Origin of the sequence: Bacteroides caecigallinarum (genome assembly GCF_016902295.1) — a bacterium.
Lineage (GTDB): Bacteria > Bacteroidota > Bacteroidia > Bacteroidales > Bacteroidaceae > Phocaeicola > Phocaeicola caecigallinarum_A.
The window spans coordinates 1-16,970 of record NZ_JACJLQ010000015.1; the positions used below are offsets into that span (position 1 = coordinate 1).

The window sequence follows — 16,970 nt, forward strand, 5'->3', positions numbered from 1 at the left end:
TAGCACGAAGGTTCCACCTCTTCCCATTCCGAACAGAGAAGTTAAGCTTCGTCACGCCGATGGTACTGCGTACAAGTGGGAGAGTAGGTAGTCGCCGTTTTATAGAGGACTCCCCGAGGTAGAGATACTTCGGGGAGTTTTTGCTTTTTTATACGCTATAATGTAATGTATTTATGGCTTGATGTTAATCTTATGTTTAATATTGATAATGTAGTATAAAATCTTTGATTTTAATTTCGTTTTCTTCATCCTTATTTCTTATATTTGAGCCGCAATAACAAAAGCTATAGTGCTTTTTATTAAAGTTGGAAATAGCTGATGTTGAGTTGCTGTATAAACATATTATTAACTAATACAGTTATGGAAAATAAAATTCAAGAACTTACTGACAAGATTTACCGTGAAGGTGTTGAAAAAGGTAACACTGAGGCGCAGAGACTTATCAGTGAGGCTCAGGAAAAGGCTCAGAAAATGATTGAAGAAGCCCAAAAACAGGCTGATGATATCGTTGCAGCAGCCAAGAAAGCTTCAGAAGAACTGAAGGAAAATACCAAATCGGAATTAAAATTGTTTGCGGGACAGGCTCTGAATGCCTTGAAAACCGAAGTGACAAACTTGCTTACAAACCAGACTGTGGCAGATGCGGTCAAGGGATTTGTAAGTGATAAGGATTATTTCAACAAGTTTGTTGTGGCACTGGCAAAGCAGTGGTCGGCTAATGAACCGGTTGTGATTTCTGTGCCTGATGCTGATAGTCTTAAGAAATATTTCATGAAAAATGCAAAGGATTTGCTTGATAAGGGTGTTAAGATAGAAGGAGTTAAAGGCTCAAAGGTTCTTTTCTCTATTTCACCTGCTGACGGATCTTATAAAGTAAATTTTGGCGAGGAAGAATTTGAAAACTATTTTAAGGATTTCCTGCGTCCACAATTAGTTCAAATGTTGTTTTAATGTAGGATTATGGATACTTATTATTATCTGGTAGCCGGTTTGCCTGATATTTCGCTTGATGACGGTAAACTGAGTTATACAGTCGATAGTTTTAAGTCGGAAATATACCCTGATTTGTCTGATAAGGATAAAAAAGTAATAGACTTGTTTTATCTGAAATTAGACAATGATAACCTTTTACATCTATTGAAAGACAAGGATTATGCCGTGGTGAGCCAGGGCATGTATAGCGCTGAAGAGCTGTTATCTGTTATTGATACTGTGAAGGATGGTGATATTCCTGATAAAAAGTACCCGTCTTATTTCTGTAATTTCATTTCTGAATATTTTAAGCTTAATCCGGAAGACTTGTATAAGGCCGGTGATATGTTGGCCGCGCAGTATTATGCTTATGCAATGAACTGTAAAAACAAGTTCGTGTCTGCATGGTTTGAATTTAATCTTAACCTAAACAATATACAGGCTGCACTTTCTGCACGTAAGTATAAACTGGATATTGCATCAGCTATTGTAGGAAATACAGATGTGTGCGAGAGTCTGCGTACTTCGAATGCAAGAGATTTCGGATTGGGGGATACTTTGACATATCTGGAAAATGTACAGAGAATTGCAGAAATAGATGAGTTGGTGGAAAGGGAAAAGAAGATTGACCAGTTGAAATGGGAATGGCTGGAGACTGAATCTTTCTTTAATTACTTTACTATAGAACGACTGTTCGTATTTCTTCTCCAACTGGAGATGATAGAAAGGTGGATATCATTGGATAAAGAAAAAGGTAGCGAACTGTTCAGGGCAATGATTCAAGACCTGAAAAATGATGTTCAGATACCCGAGGAATTTAGAAAATAGTTTAAACATAATAAAATGGCAACAAAAGGTAGTGTTATTGGCGTTATTGCCAATATGGTGACTTTGACTGTAGATGGTCCGGTAGCACAGAATGAAATCTGCTATATCTCTACAGGAGGCGACCGACTGATGGCCGAGGTTATTAAGGTGGTAGGCAAAAATGTTTATGTCCAGGTGTTCGAAAGTACACGTGGACTGAAGGTAGGTGCCGAAGCTGAATTTACCGGTCACATGCTGGAAGTTACTCTTGGTCCTGGAATGCTGTCGAAAAACTATGATGGCTTGCAGAATGACTTGGACAAAATGGATGGCGTTTTCCTGAAACGCGGACAATATACTTATCCTCTTGACAAAGAGGCCAAATGGGGATTCAAACCTATAGTAAAAGCAGGTGATGAGGTTGGACCTTCTGCCTGGCTCGGTGAGGTGGAAGAAAATCATCAGCCACTGAAAATCATGGTTCCTTTCCAACTGACAGGTACTTATAAAGTGAAATCTATAGTACCTGAAGGTGAATATACAATAGAGGATACTGTAGCTGTACTTACTGACAAGGATGGTAACGATATACCTGTAAACATGATTCAGAAATGGCCGGTAAAGAAGGCTATGACTAACTATAAGGAAAAACCACGTCCTTTCCGTCTGTTGGAAACAGGTGTACGCGTCATTGACACAGTGAACCCTATCGTTGAAGGTGGTACGGGATTTATTCCTGGTCCGTTCGGTACAGGTAAGACGGTGTTGCAGCACGCAATCTCAAAACAGGCTGAAGCTGATATCGTTATTATAGCGGCCTGCGGTGAACGTGCGAATGAGGTTGTGGAAATCTTTACTGAATTCCCTGAACTTGTGGACCCGCATACAGGCAGAAAATTGATGGAACGTACCATTATCGTGGCCAATACATCAAACATGCCGGTCGCTGCCCGTGAAGCTTCTGTATATACAGCTATGACAATGGCTGAATTCTATAGAGCTCAGGGACTTAAGGTTCTGCTTATGGCCGACTCTACATCACGTTGGGCTCAGGCACTTCGTGAAATGTCTAACCGTATGGAGGAATTGCCTGGTCCTGACGCTTTCCCTATGGATATTTCCGCAATAATCTCAAACTTCTACGGACGTGCAGGATATGTTTATCTGAATAACGGTGCTACAGGCTCAATTACATTTATCGGTACTGTATCACCAGCCGGAGGTAACCTGAAGGAACCTGTAACAGAGAATACCAAGAAGGTTGCCCGCTGTTTCTATGCATTGGAGCAGGAACGTGCCGACCGTAAGCGCTATCCGGCTGTTAATCCGATAGACTCATACTCAAAGTACCTTGAATATCCTGAATTTGAACAGTATATTACTGAACGTATCAATGCCGAATGGATAGGTAAGGTGAACGAACTGAAGACAAGATTGCTTCGTGGTAAGGAAATCGCCGAACAGATAAACATTCTTGGTGATGATGGCGTTCCGGTAGAATACCACGTAATATTCTGGAAATCCGAACTTATAGATTTCGTAATCCTACAGCAGGACGCCTTTGACGAGGTGGACTCTGTAACTCCGATGGAACGTCAGGAAGATATAGTTAATATGGTAATTGATGTTTGCCATACTGAGTTCAAATTTGATAATTTCGTTGAGGTAATGGAATACTTCAAGAAGATGATCAATATTTGTAAGCAGATGAACTATTCCAAATACAAATCACAGGAGTATGAAGAGTTTGGAAAGCAGTTGCAGGAACTTTTGGCTGAAAGACGTGCCAAATAATTTATTTCATTAACTAATATAAAAATGGCAACAAAAGCATTTCAAAAGATATATACCAAAATCAGCCAGATTACCAAGGCTACCTGTTCGCTAAAGGCAACTGGGGTAGGATATGACGAACTGGCTATGGTAAATGGCAAGCTTGCACAGGTTGTGAAGATTGCCGGTGATGATGTTACTTTGCAGGTGTTTGAGGGTACCGAGGGTATTCCTACTAATGCAGAGGTTGTATTTCTTGGCAAATCGCCAACACTGAAGGTAAGTGAACAGTTGGCAGGACGTTTCTTCAATGCATTCGGTGACCCTATTGATGGTGGACCTGAAATTGAGGGCGTAGAAGTGGAAATCGGTGGTCCGTCAGTGAACCCTGTACGCCGTAAACAACCTTCTGAACTTATTGCTACAGGTATTGCCGGTATTGACCTTAACAATACATTGGTGTCAGGACAGAAGATTCCGTTCTTTGCGGACCCTGACCAGCCTTTCAACCAGGTTATGGCAAATGTGGCATTGCGTGCCGAAACAGACAAGATTATTCTTGGAGGTATGGGTATGACTAACGATGACTACCTGTATTTCAAGAATGTATTCTCGAATGCCGGTGCATTGGACCGTATTATCAGTTTCGTAAATACAACAGAGAATCCTCCGGTAGAACGTCTGCTAATTCCTGATATGGCATTGACAGCCGCAGAATATTTTGCTGTGGAACATAACCAGAAAGTGCTTGTATTGCTTACCGATATGACATCGTATGCCGATGCTTTGGCTATTGTATCAAACCGTATGGATCAGATCCCGTCGAAGGACTCTATGCCTGGTTCCTTATATTCAGACCTTGCAAAGATTTACGAAAAGGCTGTACAGTTCCCAAGTGGCGGTTCAATAACAATTATCGCGGTGACTACACTTTCAGGTGGTGATATTACACATGCCGTTCCAGATAATACAGGTTACATCACAGAAGGACAGTTGTTCCTGCGCCGCGATAGTGATATAGGTAAGGTTATTGTCGATCCGTTCCGTTCACTTTCACGTCTGAAACAGTTGGTTAGCGGTAAGAAAACACGTAAGGATCATCCTCAGGTTATGAATGCCGCTGTACGTCTGTATGCGGATGCCGCAAATGCCAAGACAAAGATGGAAAACGGTTTCGACCTTACTAATTACGACGAACGTACATTGGCCTTTGCTAAGGATTATGCCAATCAGTTGCTTGCTATTGACGTCAACCTCAATACAACAGAAATGCTTGATGTAACTTGGGGACTGTTCAGCAAGTATTTCAAACCTGAGGAAGTAAACATCAAGAAAGAGTTCGTAGATCAGTACTGGAAGAAATAATCGAATTCATTAAAAACACAGTGAAATGGCTATAAAATTTCAATATAACAAGACCTCGCTTCAGCAACTGGAAAAGCAACTGAAGGTCCGTGTGCGTACGCTCCCTATTATAAAAAATAAGGAAAGTGCGTTGCGACTTGAAGTGAAACGCTGCAAGACTGAAGCTGTGGAACTGGAAGAACGTCTGGAACAACAGATTCAGGCGTACGAAGCCATGTTCGCACTCTGGAATGAATTTGATGCTTCATTAATAAAAGTGAAGGATGTTCATTTGGGCGTTCGTAAGATTGCCGGTGTCAGGGTTCCGTTACTTGAAAGAGTGGACTTTGATATTCGTCACTTCAGTATGTTTTCATGTCCGAAATGGTATGCCGACGGTATCCATATATTAAAAACTCTGGCAGAAACAGCTATTGAAAGAGAATTTACGCTCGCTAAATTGGGCTTGCTGGAACATGCGCGTAAAAAAACTACTCAGAAGGTAAACCTTTTTGAGAAAGTTCAGATACCTGGTTATCAGGACGCATTGAGAAAAATTAAACGTTTCATGGAGGATGAAGAGAACCTGTCGAAATCATCACAGAAAATCTTGAAATCCATTCAGGAAAAGAGAAAGGAGGCTGAACAATGATCGCTAAAATGAAAAAGCTGACATTCCTTATATATTATAAGGAGTACGAACAGTTCCTTGAAAATCTGCGCGAACTGGGGGTAGTACATATTTTTACCAAATCCCAAGGGATGGCAGAAAACATGGAACTGCAGGATAGTATCCGATTGGCGGGAAAGTATGCGGCTGCAATAAAATTCCTAAATGGAATGGGTGTCGTGGCTGAGAATCATGACGCAGATGCTTCGAAAGGTGAAGAAACGTTGAACTTATTGACTGACTTGCAGAACAGACAGCAGCAGTTGCTTCACAGAAAACAGGCTGTGGAAAAGGAAATAGCGACATTGGAACCATGGGGCGATTTTGAATATTCAAATATTCAACGTCTGAAAGATGCCGGATATTATGTGAATTTCTATATCTGTTCGGAAAAGCAGTTCAAGGATGAGTGGGTGGATTTATATAATGCCACAATCGTAAACAGGATAGGTTCGAAAATCTATTTTGTTACAATCACTTCGGGATGTCTTGCTCCTGAATTGGAGATAGAGTATGCAAAACTGCCTGAAACATCATTGAATGTGCTTAAGGCATCTGTAGAACAGATTTCACAGGAATGTGATAATGTGATGGATAGCATCAAGAAACTGGCTGCACTGTCTGTCGGTAATCTTGAGGCTGCCCAAAGAAAAGTTTATTCTGAAATAGAATTTTCCAAAGTCGTTCTGACAGGAGATTCCCTGGCAGATAATAAGCTTGTACTTCTTGAGGGATGGGTGCCAGCCGTGAAATGTGACGATGTAAAGTCATTTATGGACAATCAGGGCGCATATTATGAGATTTCAGATCCTCAACCGGATGACAATGTGCCTATAATGTTCAATAATGACAAATTCTCACGTCTGTTTGAGCCTATTATAAGACTGTATATGTTGCCTAAGTATAATGAACTGGACCTGACACCGTTCTTTGCTCCGTTCTTTATGATATTTTTCGGATTGTGTTTAGGTGATATCGGTTATGGAGCATTCATGGTAATTGCGACTTCCATATACAGGATGGTTTCAAAGAATCTTAGTTCGGGTATCAAACCTATACTTACTCTTGTACAGATTTTAGGAGCATCCACTATGGTATGCGGATTACTTACAGGAACATGTTTCGGATTTAATATCTATGATATTCAGGTTCCATTCCTTCAGTCTATGAAGGAAACTATCGCTCTTGATAATCAGCAGATGTTTAATCTGTCGCTTATATTGGGAGGCGTTCAGATTATATTCGGTATGATTCTGAAGGCGGTAAACCAGACTATACAGCTTGGCTTCAAGTATGCCATTGGTACTATAGGATGGATATTTGTGATACTCAGTACTGCCATAGCATTTGCAGGTGCAATGGAAATGGGAGGAACTGTTCATCTTATATTCCTTGCTATAGGTTTTCTTATGGCTTATCTGTATAACAGTCCTGACAAGAATGTATTCGTAAATATCGGGTTAGGATTGTGGGACAGCTATAATATGGCAACAGGATTGTTGGGAGATATATTGTCGTATGTACGTTTGTTTGCCCTTGGATTGTCCGGTGGTATATTGGCAAGCGTATTCAATAGTCTTGCGGCGGGAATGAGTCCTGACAATATCATTGCAGGTCCTATAGTAATGGTTCTGATATTCGTGATAGGACATTCAATCAATATCTTTATGAATGTTCTTGGTGCGATGGTTCATCCAATGCGTCTGACATTTGTAGAATTCTTCAAGAATTCAGGTTATGAAGGAGGAGGAAAGGAATACGCTCCTTTTAAGAAATAAAAATGTATTCAATGTATATAAATAAGAAATAATAATAAAAACTTTTGAATTATGGAAATGAATTTTTTGATTGCCTATATTGGCATTGCTATCATGGTTGGTTTGTCTGGTATCGGTAGTGCATACGGAGTTACTATTGCAGGTAACGCATCAATTGGAGCTCTTAAGAAAAATGACAGCGCATTCGGTAACTTCCTTGTATTAACAGCTTTGCCTGGTACACAGGGACTTTATGGTTTTGCCGGTTATTTTATGTTCCAGAATATTTTTGGCGTGCTTACTCCTGAAATCACTGGTCTGCAGGCTTGTGCAGTACTTGGTTCAGGTGTCGGTCTGGGTCTTGTAGCATTGTTCTCTGCTATCCGTCAGGGTCAGGTTTGTGCTAACGGTATCGCTGCAATTGGTCAAGGACACAATGTATTCGGTAATACTTTGATTCTTGCCGTATTCCCTGAATTGTATGCAATCGTTGCTCTTGCCGCAACATTCTTGATGGGTTCTGCTATTGTCGCTTAATTTAATTTTTTTAATAGTCATAAAGCTGTTCCGCTTCTTGTGGAACAGCTTTTTTGTTATCTTGTATTATTATTATGTGTGATATGAGTTTTTTTGTAACTTTGTTCCTGATAATAACTTAATGAAAAAAATATGGGATACGGAAAATGGATAGGTGGTCTTATGGGTTTTGTCACTATGGGACCTTTAGGCGCTTTGGCTGGTTTTGCCATTGGCTCTTTGTTTGATAATGCCAATGAAAACGAAATGGAGACTTCTGGTAGCCAGAATGAGTATATGGGACAAAGAAACAGTTTCCTTTTTTCGATGTTGGTTATGGCATCGTATATAATACGCGCGGACGGAAGGATTATGCACAGCGAGATGGAATTTGTGAGAAATTTCCTTAGAAACAGTTTTGGAGAGGCTGCTGTTGCTGAAGGTGAACAGATTTTATTGAATCTTTTTGAACAGAGGAAACAGATGGATAAATCTAATCCGTCGGCCTTCAGAAATACTATCCGTGAATGTGGAGCGCAGATTGCTGCAAATATGACTTATGAGGAACGTCTTCAGCTATTGAGATTCCTTATACAGATAGCGCAAAGCGATGGTAATGTAAGCAGAGAAGAGGTGGAAGCGCTAAAAGAGGTGGCATATTACATGGGGCTGTCAACAGAAGATGTGGAATCTATGCTTAACATGAGAGGAAATTCTCTTGAAGAGGCATACAAGGTACTTGAAGTTTCGCCTGACGCCACTGACGATGAAGTGCGTGCCGCATATAGGAAAATGGCTCTTAAGCATCATCCTGATAGGGTCGCAACTTTGGGTGAAGACATCCGAAAGGCCGCAGAAGAGAAGTTCCAGGATATAAATAATGCCAAGGAACGTATATACAAAGCAAGAGGAATGAGATAAACTGAAGATATTAAAATGTGATTTTGTATAGTACAGATAGCAAAAACAGTATATTATGTGATATTGATTACATAAAGTACTTGTAAGTCTAAAAAATGAGTTTTTTTTTCACAAAAAAGAATGGTGCAAGTATTGATTTTTAAAAGAAATCATTACTTTTGCATCGTAAAACTTGAGATTGATTGTATCAAGTAGAAGATTGATTTAATCGAAATAGTTTTCAAACTTTATTATAAAACCATTAAAAATTTAAACAAAATGATTAAAGTAGGTATTAACGGTTTCGGTCGTATCGGCCGTTTCGTATTCCGTGCAGCTCAGAAGAGAAACGATATTCAGATCGTAGGTATTAACGACTTGTGCCCAGTAGATTACTTGGCTTACATGTTGAAATATGACACAATGCACGGACAGTTTGACGGTACAATCGTTGCTGACGTTGAAAACAGCAAATTGATTGTAAATGGTAATGAAATCCGTGTAACAGCTTGCAAAGATCCTAAAGAATTGGCATGGAACGAAGTAGGTGCAGAATATGTAGTTGAATCTACAGGTTTGTTCCTTACTAAAGAAAAAGCTCAGGCTCACATCGAAGCTGGTGCAAAATATGTTGTAATGTCAGCTCCTTCTAAAGATGATACTCCAATGTTCGTTTGTGGTGTAAACGAAAAAACATACGTTAAAGGTACTCAGTTCGTTTCTAACGCTTCTTGTACTACTAACTGCTTGGCTCCTATCGCTAAGGTTTTGAACGACAAATGGGGAATCACTGACGGTTTGATGACAACAGTTCACTCTACAACAGCTACTCAGAAAACTGTTGACGGTCCTTCTATGAAAGACTGGAGAGGTGGTCGTGCTGCTTCTGGTAACATCATCCCTTCTTCTACAGGTGCTGCTAAAGCTGTAGGTAAAGTTATCCCTCAGTTGAACGGTAAATTGACTGGTATGTCAATGCGTGTTCCTACTTTGGACGTATCTGTAGTTGACTTGACAGTTAACTTGGCTAAACCAGCTAAATATGACGAAATCTGCGCTGCTATGAAGGAAGCTTCTGAAGGCGAATTGAAGGGTATCCTTGGTTATACTGAAGATGCAGTTGTTTCTTCTGACTTCTTGGGTGACACTCACACTTCTATCTTCGATGCTAAAGCTGGTATCGCTTTGACTGATACTTTCGTTAAAGTTGTTTCTTGGTATGACAACGAAATCGGTTACTCTAACAAAGTATTGGATTTGATCGCTCACATGGCTTCTGTAAACTGCTAATCAGTAACATTGACCATATAGTAAAAGCCGTCTTGATTACAAGGCGGCTTTTTTTGTATGGGTTTCTTTGCATGTGGTAAATCTTTGTTCTATGATTAGTTCATATTGGAATTAAAAGCTGAAAACTTTATTTTCACTTTGAACTTCACTCGGTTTACACTATATTTGTAAATATAATTGTTATACATTTGATTATAATATTTTTATGGCATACGATTTTATAACCATTTTGGGGCCTACCGCTTCTGGCAAAACCGTTTTGGCGGCATCTTTAGCAAAAGCTATTGACGCTGAAATTATCAGTGGGGACAGCAGGCAGGTGTATCGTGGTATGGATTTGGGGACAGGAAAGGACTTGGATGATTATGTGGTTGATGGTTATCATGTGCCTTACCATCTTATTGATATTGTGGACCCCGGTTATAAGTATAATGTGTTTGAGTTTCAACGCGACTTTCTCAATGCATTCGAAGATATAAGAAACAGAGATAAAAAGGTTATCTTATGTGGTGGTACGGGAATGTATATTGAATCTGTATTGAAAGGATATAGGCTTATACCTGTTCCTGAGAATAAAGAGTTGAGAGAAAGTTTGTCGTCAAAATCGCTTGATGAATTGACTGACATACTTTCCAGATACAAGAAATTACATAACTCTACTGACGTGGATACAGTAAAGCGTGCAATACGTGCTATAGAAATAGAGGAATATTATCTTTCAAATGATGTGGATGAGCGTCCTTTCCCTAACTATAACAGCCTGATAATTGGAGTTGACATAAGCAGGGAACTCAGACGTGAGAAAATATCAAGGCGTCTTCGTCAAAGACTTGATGAAGGGATGGTGGACGAGGTGAGACGTTTGCTTGATTCAGGAATTTCCGCGGAAGACCTAATCTATTATGGATTGGAATATAAATATCTTACATTATATGTTACCGGTGAGTTGAGTTATGATGATATGTGTTCGCAGTTGGAAATTGCTATTCATCAGTTTGCAAAACGCCAAATGACGTGGTTCAGGGGCATGGAGCGGAGAGGAATTTCCATATCGTGGATTAATGCGGAATGGGGCTTGCAGCACAAAATTGATGTAGTATTGGGGCTTCTTGATAATCATGTTGGTTGAGAGTTTTAAAATGATATTTTATTGTTGAATAATCTAAACTAATAATATTATGGCGGTAGAACTTAACAGGTGGGGCATAATATACAATCCTAAAGCAGGGAGCAGGAAAGCACAAAAAAGATGGGCTAAGATTCGCGAGTATATGGATAGTCAGGATGTTAAGTACGATTATGTCCAGTCTGAGGGATTCGGCTCAGTTGAGAGACTTGCCAAAACTTTGGCAAACAATGGCTATAAAACGATTGTTGTGGTTGGTGGAGACGGAGCAATTAATGATGCGGTAAATGGAATAATGCGTTCAGATGTAGAGGACAAACATGAAATAGCATTTGGTATTATTCCCAATGGCATAGGAAATGATTTTGCCAAATATTGGGGACTTGATTCGGACGATTATAAAGGTGCTGTTGACGTACTGATTAACCGACGTCTGAGAAAAGTTGATGTAGGCGTTTTCAGCTTCTATAATGGTGATGAGCATAAGTGCAGATATTTCCTGAATGCTGTATATATGGGCCTGGGCGCGAAAATAGTGATGATTACTAATGAAACAAAGAGATTTTGGGGAATTCCATTTATATCATATTTGTCGTCATTGGTCTTGGTAGCTTTTGAACGGAAACTCCATAGAATGCATCTGAAACTCAACAATGAACATGTCAAAGGTAGAATAATGGCAGTTGGAATAGGCAGTTGTCGAGGTTATGGGCTTACTCCAAGTGCTGTACCATATAATGGATGGCTTGATGTGTCTATTATATACAGACCACAGCTAAGGGAATTGATATCAGGTCTATGGATGCTACAGCAGGGAAGATTGCTGAATCATAAGATAGTAAAACCATATAGAACAAAGTCTGTAAAGGTGTTGCGTGCAAGAAACGCTGAAGTAAGTATTGACGGACGTCTGTGGATGGAGAAATATTATCCGTTTGAAGTGACAATAGAGTCGGAAGCTCTTACCCTGATTATCCCAAGATGATTTATCTTTAAATGGATTGAACTTTTCCATTGGTCGCATTGTTGATTTATTATAATTGATTTTTTATGTTTAAGGTATTATCAAATTGTAATTTTATTATTGCGGCGGCTGTATTGACATGCATTTCATTAGTGAAAGTTAATGCCCAGGATATAGCATTGGTTCCTGCAGATGAGAAGACTTTGCTTCAACGTGTGACAGATGGTAAGCGTGATATTGATTGGGCCAATATGAACATTCAGTTTTCGACTGCGGCAGATGCTGAATTCAATAATGGCTCATTCGAAAATATGGCATTCAAAGTTCATAGGGTACGTCTGGAAGTATTGGGGGCTTTCAGAGAAAAATTTTCATATCATTTCAGACAATCTTTCAATAAATATACTAATCCGAATATCCCTTTGGATAATCTTGCCGGTTCGGTGGAACTGGCAATGGTAGGTTGGCAACTGAATGACAATTGGCATCTTACAGCTGGTAAACAGCCTGTTCAGTTCAGTGGATATGAATGTTGGGTTAATGCCATTAAAGTAAGGCAATATTCGGATTTCAACAATACTATCCCTGCTTATCAGGTGGGATTGAACATGGCATATAGTCTCAATAGTAATCAGACATTTAATTTCCAGATTACCAATAATAGAAATTCTACACTTAATGACCAGTTTATGTATTCTCTACCTGATGACGTCGAAGATTCAAAGATTCCTGTGTTGGGTACTGTAAATTGGGATGGCTATTTTATAGACCGTGCCATGCAACTGAGATACTCACTGTCGTACGGTCAGCTGGCTAAAAGTGAGAATATATTCTATTTTACATGTGGCAATGTTTGGGATAAGAAACCATTTTTAGGATATATTGATTTTATGTATTCTCGCGAGGGACTTGATTCAAAAGGGCTTATAACGTCTTCCTATGATGTAGAAGGTAATGAAGTGGTAACTGCAAAGAATGTGGAATATTTCACTACAATTGCTAATCTTGATTATAGAATATCACCTCATCTGAATATGTATGTAAAAGGTGCTTATGAGATTGGTAATATTTACAAATCGTCCGAACATTTTGACGCCGGCAATTATAGGCGAACATGGAATGTACAGTTGTGTGCAGAATATTATCCTATGGAAGACAGTGAACTTATTGTTTACTTGCATCTTTCGCATAAAAATGTTCATTTGACCGAGAAAGCAAGAATTTTTGGTTCAAACAGCTATAATCAGCAACGTATTTCATTGGGATTGGTATATACTTTACCTGTTTTCTGATTAAAAAGTTTTGTGTATCTGTTTAATTGATAAAAAAAATATATCTTTGCATGACTTTTTATTAGGAACGTTTATAAAAGTAGAAAATATGCTCACTATTAAACAAATTACAGAAGATACCGATAAGGTAATTCGTGGACTTGAAAAGAAACACTTTGCAAATGCAAAAGAAACTATCGCCAAAGTGTTGGAATGCAATGACAGAAGACGCAATGCTCAGAATCAATTAGATAAAAATCTTGCTGAGGTAAATTCCCTTTCTAAGAGTATTGGTATGCTCATGAAAGAAGGAAAGAAAGATGAAGCTGAAGCGGCCAAGCAAAAAGTAGCTGAATTTAAGGAAGCAAGCAAATCTCTTCAGGCAGATATGGATAAGGCTTCTGAGGAAATGCAGGAAATTTTATATACTATTCCTAATGTTCCATACGATGAGGTTCCTGAAGGTACAGGTGCTGAAGACAACGTAGTAGTAAAACATGGCGGAATGGAAACTGAATTGCCAAAAAATGCATTGCCTCACTGGGAGCTTGCAAAAAAATATGACCTTATTGATTTTGACCTGGGTGTTAAGATTACCGGTGCCGGTTTCCCTGTATATAAAGGTAAGGGTGCAAGATTACAGAGAGCATTAATCAATTTCTTCCTTGACGAAGCACGTGCTGCTGGTTATGAAGAAATAATGCCCCCTACAGTAGTAAATGTCGCTTCCGGTTATGGTACAGGACAGCTCCCTGATAAAGAAGGACAGATGTATCATTGTAATCTTGATGACTTGTATCTTATACCGACAGCAGAAGTTCCTGTTACCAATATTTACCGTGACGTTATTCTCGACGAAAAACAATTGCCTATTAAGAATTGTGCATATACTCAGTGTTTCCGTCGCGAGGCTGGTTCATACGGTAAAGATGTACGTGGACTTAATCGTCTGCATGAATTTTCAAAAGTTGAGTTGGTAAGAATTGATAAACCAGAGCATTCAAAACAGTCTCATCAGGAAATGTTGGATCATGTGGAAGGATTATTGAAGAAACTTGAGTTGCCGTACCGCATTCTTCGTCTTTGTGGCGGTGACATGAGTTTTACAGCCGCAATATGCTATGACTTTGAAGTCTATTCAGAAGCTCAGCAGAGATGGCTTGAAGTGAGCTCAGTTTCTAACTTTGACACTTATCAGGCTAACCGTTTGAAATGTAGATTTAGAAATGCGGAGAAGAAGACAGAACTTTGTCATACGTTAAATGGTTCAGCACTTGCATTGCCAAGAATCGTGGCAGCTTTGTTGGAAAACAATCAGACTCCTGAAGGTATCAAAATACCAAAAGCATTGATACCGTACTGTGGTTTCGATATGATAGATTAATTAAAAAAATAATGAAAATCCCGGCTTTGTCCGGGATTTTTTTTTATCATTTTACTTGATATTAATATGTCATTTTAAATATTTATATCAAAGCTATGAGTTTGAAATATATATTGTAGTAAAAAAATGATTTTTTTCGAAAAAAAACGACTTTTACGTTTTGATTTGATTTTTTAATTACTAATTTTGGGGGTGATATAATAACATATTTATTGAACAATTTAATAACCTTAATATAACATCTATGAGTTATTTACGTTTTGATAAAACTCTTATGACGAATTTGGAAGAATCTTTGCCGCGTGAGATTCTTCGTACAAACCGCTCCGGAGCTTACCATTGTTCTACAATAGTAGATTGTAATACTCGAAAGTATCATGGATTGTTAGTTATTCCTGTACCTGAACTGGATGATGAGAATCATGTACTGCTTTCTTCAATGGATGAGACTGTAATACAGCATGGAGCTGAATTTAATTTGGGACTTCATAAATATCATGGAGATAATTTTAGTCCACGCGGTCACAAGTATATCCGTGAATATGAATGTGAAAAAGTTCCTACTACTTGGTATCGAGTTGGTGGTGTGGTACTGAAAAAAGAAAAAGTATTCGTACATCATGAAAACCGTATCCTGATAAGATACACATTGGTTGATGCCCATTCTGAAACAATCTTGCGTTTACGCCCTTATCTGGCATTCAGAAGTGTAAGAGAATATACTCATGAAAATTCCCAGGCCAATAAGAAATATGACGTAATAGATAATGGTATCAAGACTTGTATGTATCCTGGATATCCTGAGCTTTATATGCAGTTCAGCAAGGAAAATGAATTCCATTTCATGCCAGACTGGTATAGAGGTATAGAATATCCAAAAGAGCAGGAGAGAGGGTATGATTTCAATGAGGATCTTTATGTGCCTGGCTATTTCGAGTTCAAGATTCACAAAGGGGAAAGTGTTACATTCTCTGGTGGCGTGTCAGCTGTTGATACGTCACAGTTGAATGATTTGTTTGCCAATGAAGCAGAACAAAGAACACCACGTAAGGACTTTAAAAACTGTCTTATCAATGCAGCACACCAATTCTTGAACAAACAGGGTGATGAATCGTATATTCTTGCGGGGTATCCTTGGTTTAAATGCCGTGCGAGAGATATGTTCGTTTCTTTGCCAGGACTAACGCTTTCAATCGGTGAATCTGAAAAGTTCGAGATGATAATGAATACAGCTGTTAAAGCTATATATGCATTCATGAATGGTGAAAAATCAGCGTTGAAAGTATATGAAATGTATCATCCTGATGTGCTGTTGTGGGCCGTATGGACTATTCAGCAATACGCTAAAATGATATCAAGAGATGCTGCTAAAGAGAAATATCTTGGCTTGCTGAAGGATATTATGTCTTATTTACTGGATGGCAAGCATCCTAACTTGCAGTTAAAAGATAATGGCTTGGTATATTCTTATGGTCGGGACAAAGCTGTTACATGGATGAATTCCACAGTAGATGGTCACCCTGTAGTTGGAAGAACAGGATATATTGTTGAATTCAACTCATTATGGTATAACGCATTATGCTTTACTACAGATATCATGTCAGAGGTTGGCGACAATGATTTTGCAAACAAGTTAAGAAGTATCGCTGAAAAAGCCGGACAATCATTTATAAGTACATTCTTGAATGAATACGGATATTTGTTGGATTATGTTGATGGCGACATGATGGATTGGAGTGTTCGTCCTAACATGATTTTTGCCGCGGCTTTTGATTATTCACCTCTTGATACCAAACAAAAGAAAGGTGTAGTTGATATAGTAACTAAAGAGCTTCTTACTCCTAAAGGTCTTCGTTCTTTGAGCCCGAAAAGTGGAGGCTACAATCCTAACTATGTTGGACCTCAGATGCAGAGAGACTATGCATACCATCAGGGTACAGCATGGCCATGGCTTGAAGGTTTCTACATGGAAGCTTATCTGAAGATTTATAAGAGAAGCGCTATCTCTTTCTTGTGGAGACAGTTTGTTAGCTATGAGGATGAAATGACATGTCACTGTCTGGGAACACTTCCGGAGTTGTTTGACGGTAATCCACCTTTCAAAGGTAGGGGAGCAGTATCATTTGCAATGAATGTTGCGGAAATTCTTCGTGGCTTGTATTTGTTGGATAAATTTGAAAATCAATAAAGAAGGAG

Annotated in this window: 14 protein-coding genes and 1 rRNA gene; all 15 read left to right on the forward strand. The window is 39.0% G+C overall.

The genetic code is table 11. The annotated features are described in order from the left end of the window. Positions 1-100, forward strand: a 5S ribosomal RNA gene (rrf, locus tag H6A27_RS06725); the annotation flags it as partial. Between the two features lie 260 nt (positions 101-360). Beyond that, complete coding sequence (locus H6A27_RS06730; protein WP_204508088.1) at positions 361-951, forward strand: hypothetical protein; 591 nt, start codon at positions 361-363, stop codon at positions 949-951. 9 nt (positions 952-960) lie between these two features. Beyond that, on the forward strand, positions 961-1,800 hold the full coding sequence (locus H6A27_RS06735) for a DUF2764 family protein (RefSeq protein WP_204403711.1): 840 nt from the start codon (positions 961-963) through the stop codon (positions 1,798-1,800). Positions 1,801-1,815: 15 nt separating this feature from the next. After that, positions 1,816-3,573 (forward strand): V-type ATP synthase subunit A, encoded by a 1,758-nt coding sequence (locus H6A27_RS06740; protein WP_204403709.1) that lies wholly within the window; start codon positions 1,816-1,818, stop codon positions 3,571-3,573. Between the two features lie 24 nt (positions 3,574-3,597). Beyond that, complete coding sequence (locus tag H6A27_RS06745) at positions 3,598-4,917, forward strand: V-type ATP synthase subunit B (protein WP_204403707.1); 1,320 nt, start codon at positions 3,598-3,600, stop codon at positions 4,915-4,917. 25 nt (positions 4,918-4,942) lie between these two features. Further along, positions 4,943-5,548, forward strand: a complete 606-nt coding sequence (locus H6A27_RS06750; protein WP_204403705.1) for a V-type ATP synthase subunit D — start codon at positions 4,943-4,945, stop codon at positions 5,546-5,548. Next, entirely contained in the window at positions 5,545-7,344 is a 1,800-nt protein-coding gene (locus H6A27_RS06755; protein ID WP_204508089.1) for a V-type ATP synthase subunit I, read from the forward strand. Before H6A27_RS06750 ends, H6A27_RS06755 begins: the two co-directional genes overlap by 4 nt. Before the next feature lie 51 nt (positions 7,345-7,395). Then, the gene (locus H6A27_RS06760; protein ID WP_204403702.1) at positions 7,396-7,860 is read left to right on the forward strand and encodes a V-type ATP synthase subunit K; all 465 of its coding nucleotides are present in this window, start codon (positions 7,396-7,398) and stop codon (positions 7,858-7,860) included. A gap of 132 nt (positions 7,861-7,992) precedes the next feature. After that, positions 7,993-8,760, forward strand: coding sequence for a DnaJ domain-containing protein (locus H6A27_RS06765; RefSeq protein ID WP_204403700.1), 768 nt, complete (start codon positions 7,993-7,995; stop codon positions 8,758-8,760). Between the two features lie 258 nt (positions 8,761-9,018). Continuing rightward, positions 9,019-10,029 carry a type I glyceraldehyde-3-phosphate dehydrogenase gene (gap, locus tag H6A27_RS06770; protein WP_204403698.1) on the forward strand — a complete coding sequence of 337 codons (1,011 nt, stop codon included), beginning with the start codon at positions 9,019-9,021 and terminating at the stop codon, positions 10,027-10,029. 205 nt (positions 10,030-10,234) lie between these two features. Then, complete coding sequence (gene miaA / locus H6A27_RS06775; RefSeq protein ID WP_204403695.1) at positions 10,235-11,158, forward strand: tRNA (adenosine(37)-N6)-dimethylallyltransferase MiaA; 924 nt, start codon at positions 10,235-10,237, stop codon at positions 11,156-11,158. Positions 11,159-11,207: 49 nt separating this feature from the next. Beyond that, the gene (locus H6A27_RS06780; RefSeq protein WP_204403693.1) at positions 11,208-12,140 is read left to right on the forward strand and encodes a diacylglycerol/lipid kinase family protein; all 933 of its coding nucleotides are present in this window, start codon (positions 11,208-11,210) and stop codon (positions 12,138-12,140) included. 65 nt (positions 12,141-12,205) lie between these two features. Then, positions 12,206-13,411, forward strand: a complete 1,206-nt coding sequence (locus H6A27_RS06785) for an OprO/OprP family phosphate-selective porin (protein WP_204508090.1) — start codon at positions 12,206-12,208, stop codon at positions 13,409-13,411. An 88-nt stretch (positions 13,412-13,499) separates the two neighbouring features. Continuing rightward, a complete protein-coding gene (serS, locus tag H6A27_RS06790) occupies positions 13,500-14,774 on the forward strand; it encodes a serine--tRNA ligase (RefSeq protein ID WP_204508091.1) in 1,275 nt (424 codons plus the stop codon). 244 nt (positions 14,775-15,018) lie between these two features. Then, on the forward strand, positions 15,019-16,962 hold the full coding sequence (locus H6A27_RS06795) for a glycogen debranching enzyme N-terminal domain-containing protein (protein WP_204508092.1): 1,944 nt from the start codon (positions 15,019-15,021) through the stop codon (positions 16,960-16,962). Positions 16,963-16,970: the final 8 nt, after the last annotated feature.

Bases quoted from the DNA above. Each gene is read 5' to 3' on its own strand.
- H6A27_RS06730 (WP_204508088.1), top strand. From the start codon at position 361: ATGGAAAATAAAATTCAAGAACTTACTGACAAGATTTACCGTGAAGGT.
- H6A27_RS06735 (WP_204403711.1), top strand. From the start codon at position 961: ATGGATACTTATTATTATCTGGTAGCCGGTTTGCCTGATATTTCGCTT.
- H6A27_RS06740 (WP_204403709.1), top strand. From the start codon at position 1,816: ATGGCAACAAAAGGTAGTGTTATTGGCGTTATTGCCAATATGGTGACT.
- H6A27_RS06745 (WP_204403707.1), top strand. From the start codon at position 3,598: ATGGCAACAAAAGCATTTCAAAAGATATATACCAAAATCAGCCAGATT.
- H6A27_RS06750 (WP_204403705.1), top strand. From the start codon at position 4,943: ATGGCTATAAAATTTCAATATAACAAGACCTCGCTTCAGCAACTGGAA.
- H6A27_RS06755 (WP_204508089.1), top strand. From the start codon at position 5,545: ATGATCGCTAAAATGAAAAAGCTGACATTCCTTATATATTATAAGGAG.
- H6A27_RS06760 (WP_204403702.1), top strand. From the start codon at position 7,396: ATGGAAATGAATTTTTTGATTGCCTATATTGGCATTGCTATCATGGTT.
- H6A27_RS06765 (WP_204403700.1), top strand. From the start codon at position 7,993: ATGGGATACGGAAAATGGATAGGTGGTCTTATGGGTTTTGTCACTATG.
- gap (WP_204403698.1), top strand. From the start codon at position 9,019: ATGATTAAAGTAGGTATTAACGGTTTCGGTCGTATCGGCCGTTTCGTA.
- miaA (WP_204403695.1), top strand. From the start codon at position 10,235: ATGGCATACGATTTTATAACCATTTTGGGGCCTACCGCTTCTGGCAAA.
- H6A27_RS06780 (WP_204403693.1), top strand. From the start codon at position 11,208: ATGGCGGTAGAACTTAACAGGTGGGGCATAATATACAATCCTAAAGCA.
- H6A27_RS06785 (WP_204508090.1), top strand. From the start codon at position 12,206: ATGTTTAAGGTATTATCAAATTGTAATTTTATTATTGCGGCGGCTGTA.
- serS (WP_204508091.1), top strand. From the start codon at position 13,500: ATGCTCACTATTAAACAAATTACAGAAGATACCGATAAGGTAATTCGT.
- H6A27_RS06795 (WP_204508092.1), top strand. From the start codon at position 15,019: ATGAGTTATTTACGTTTTGATAAAACTCTTATGACGAATTTGGAAGAA.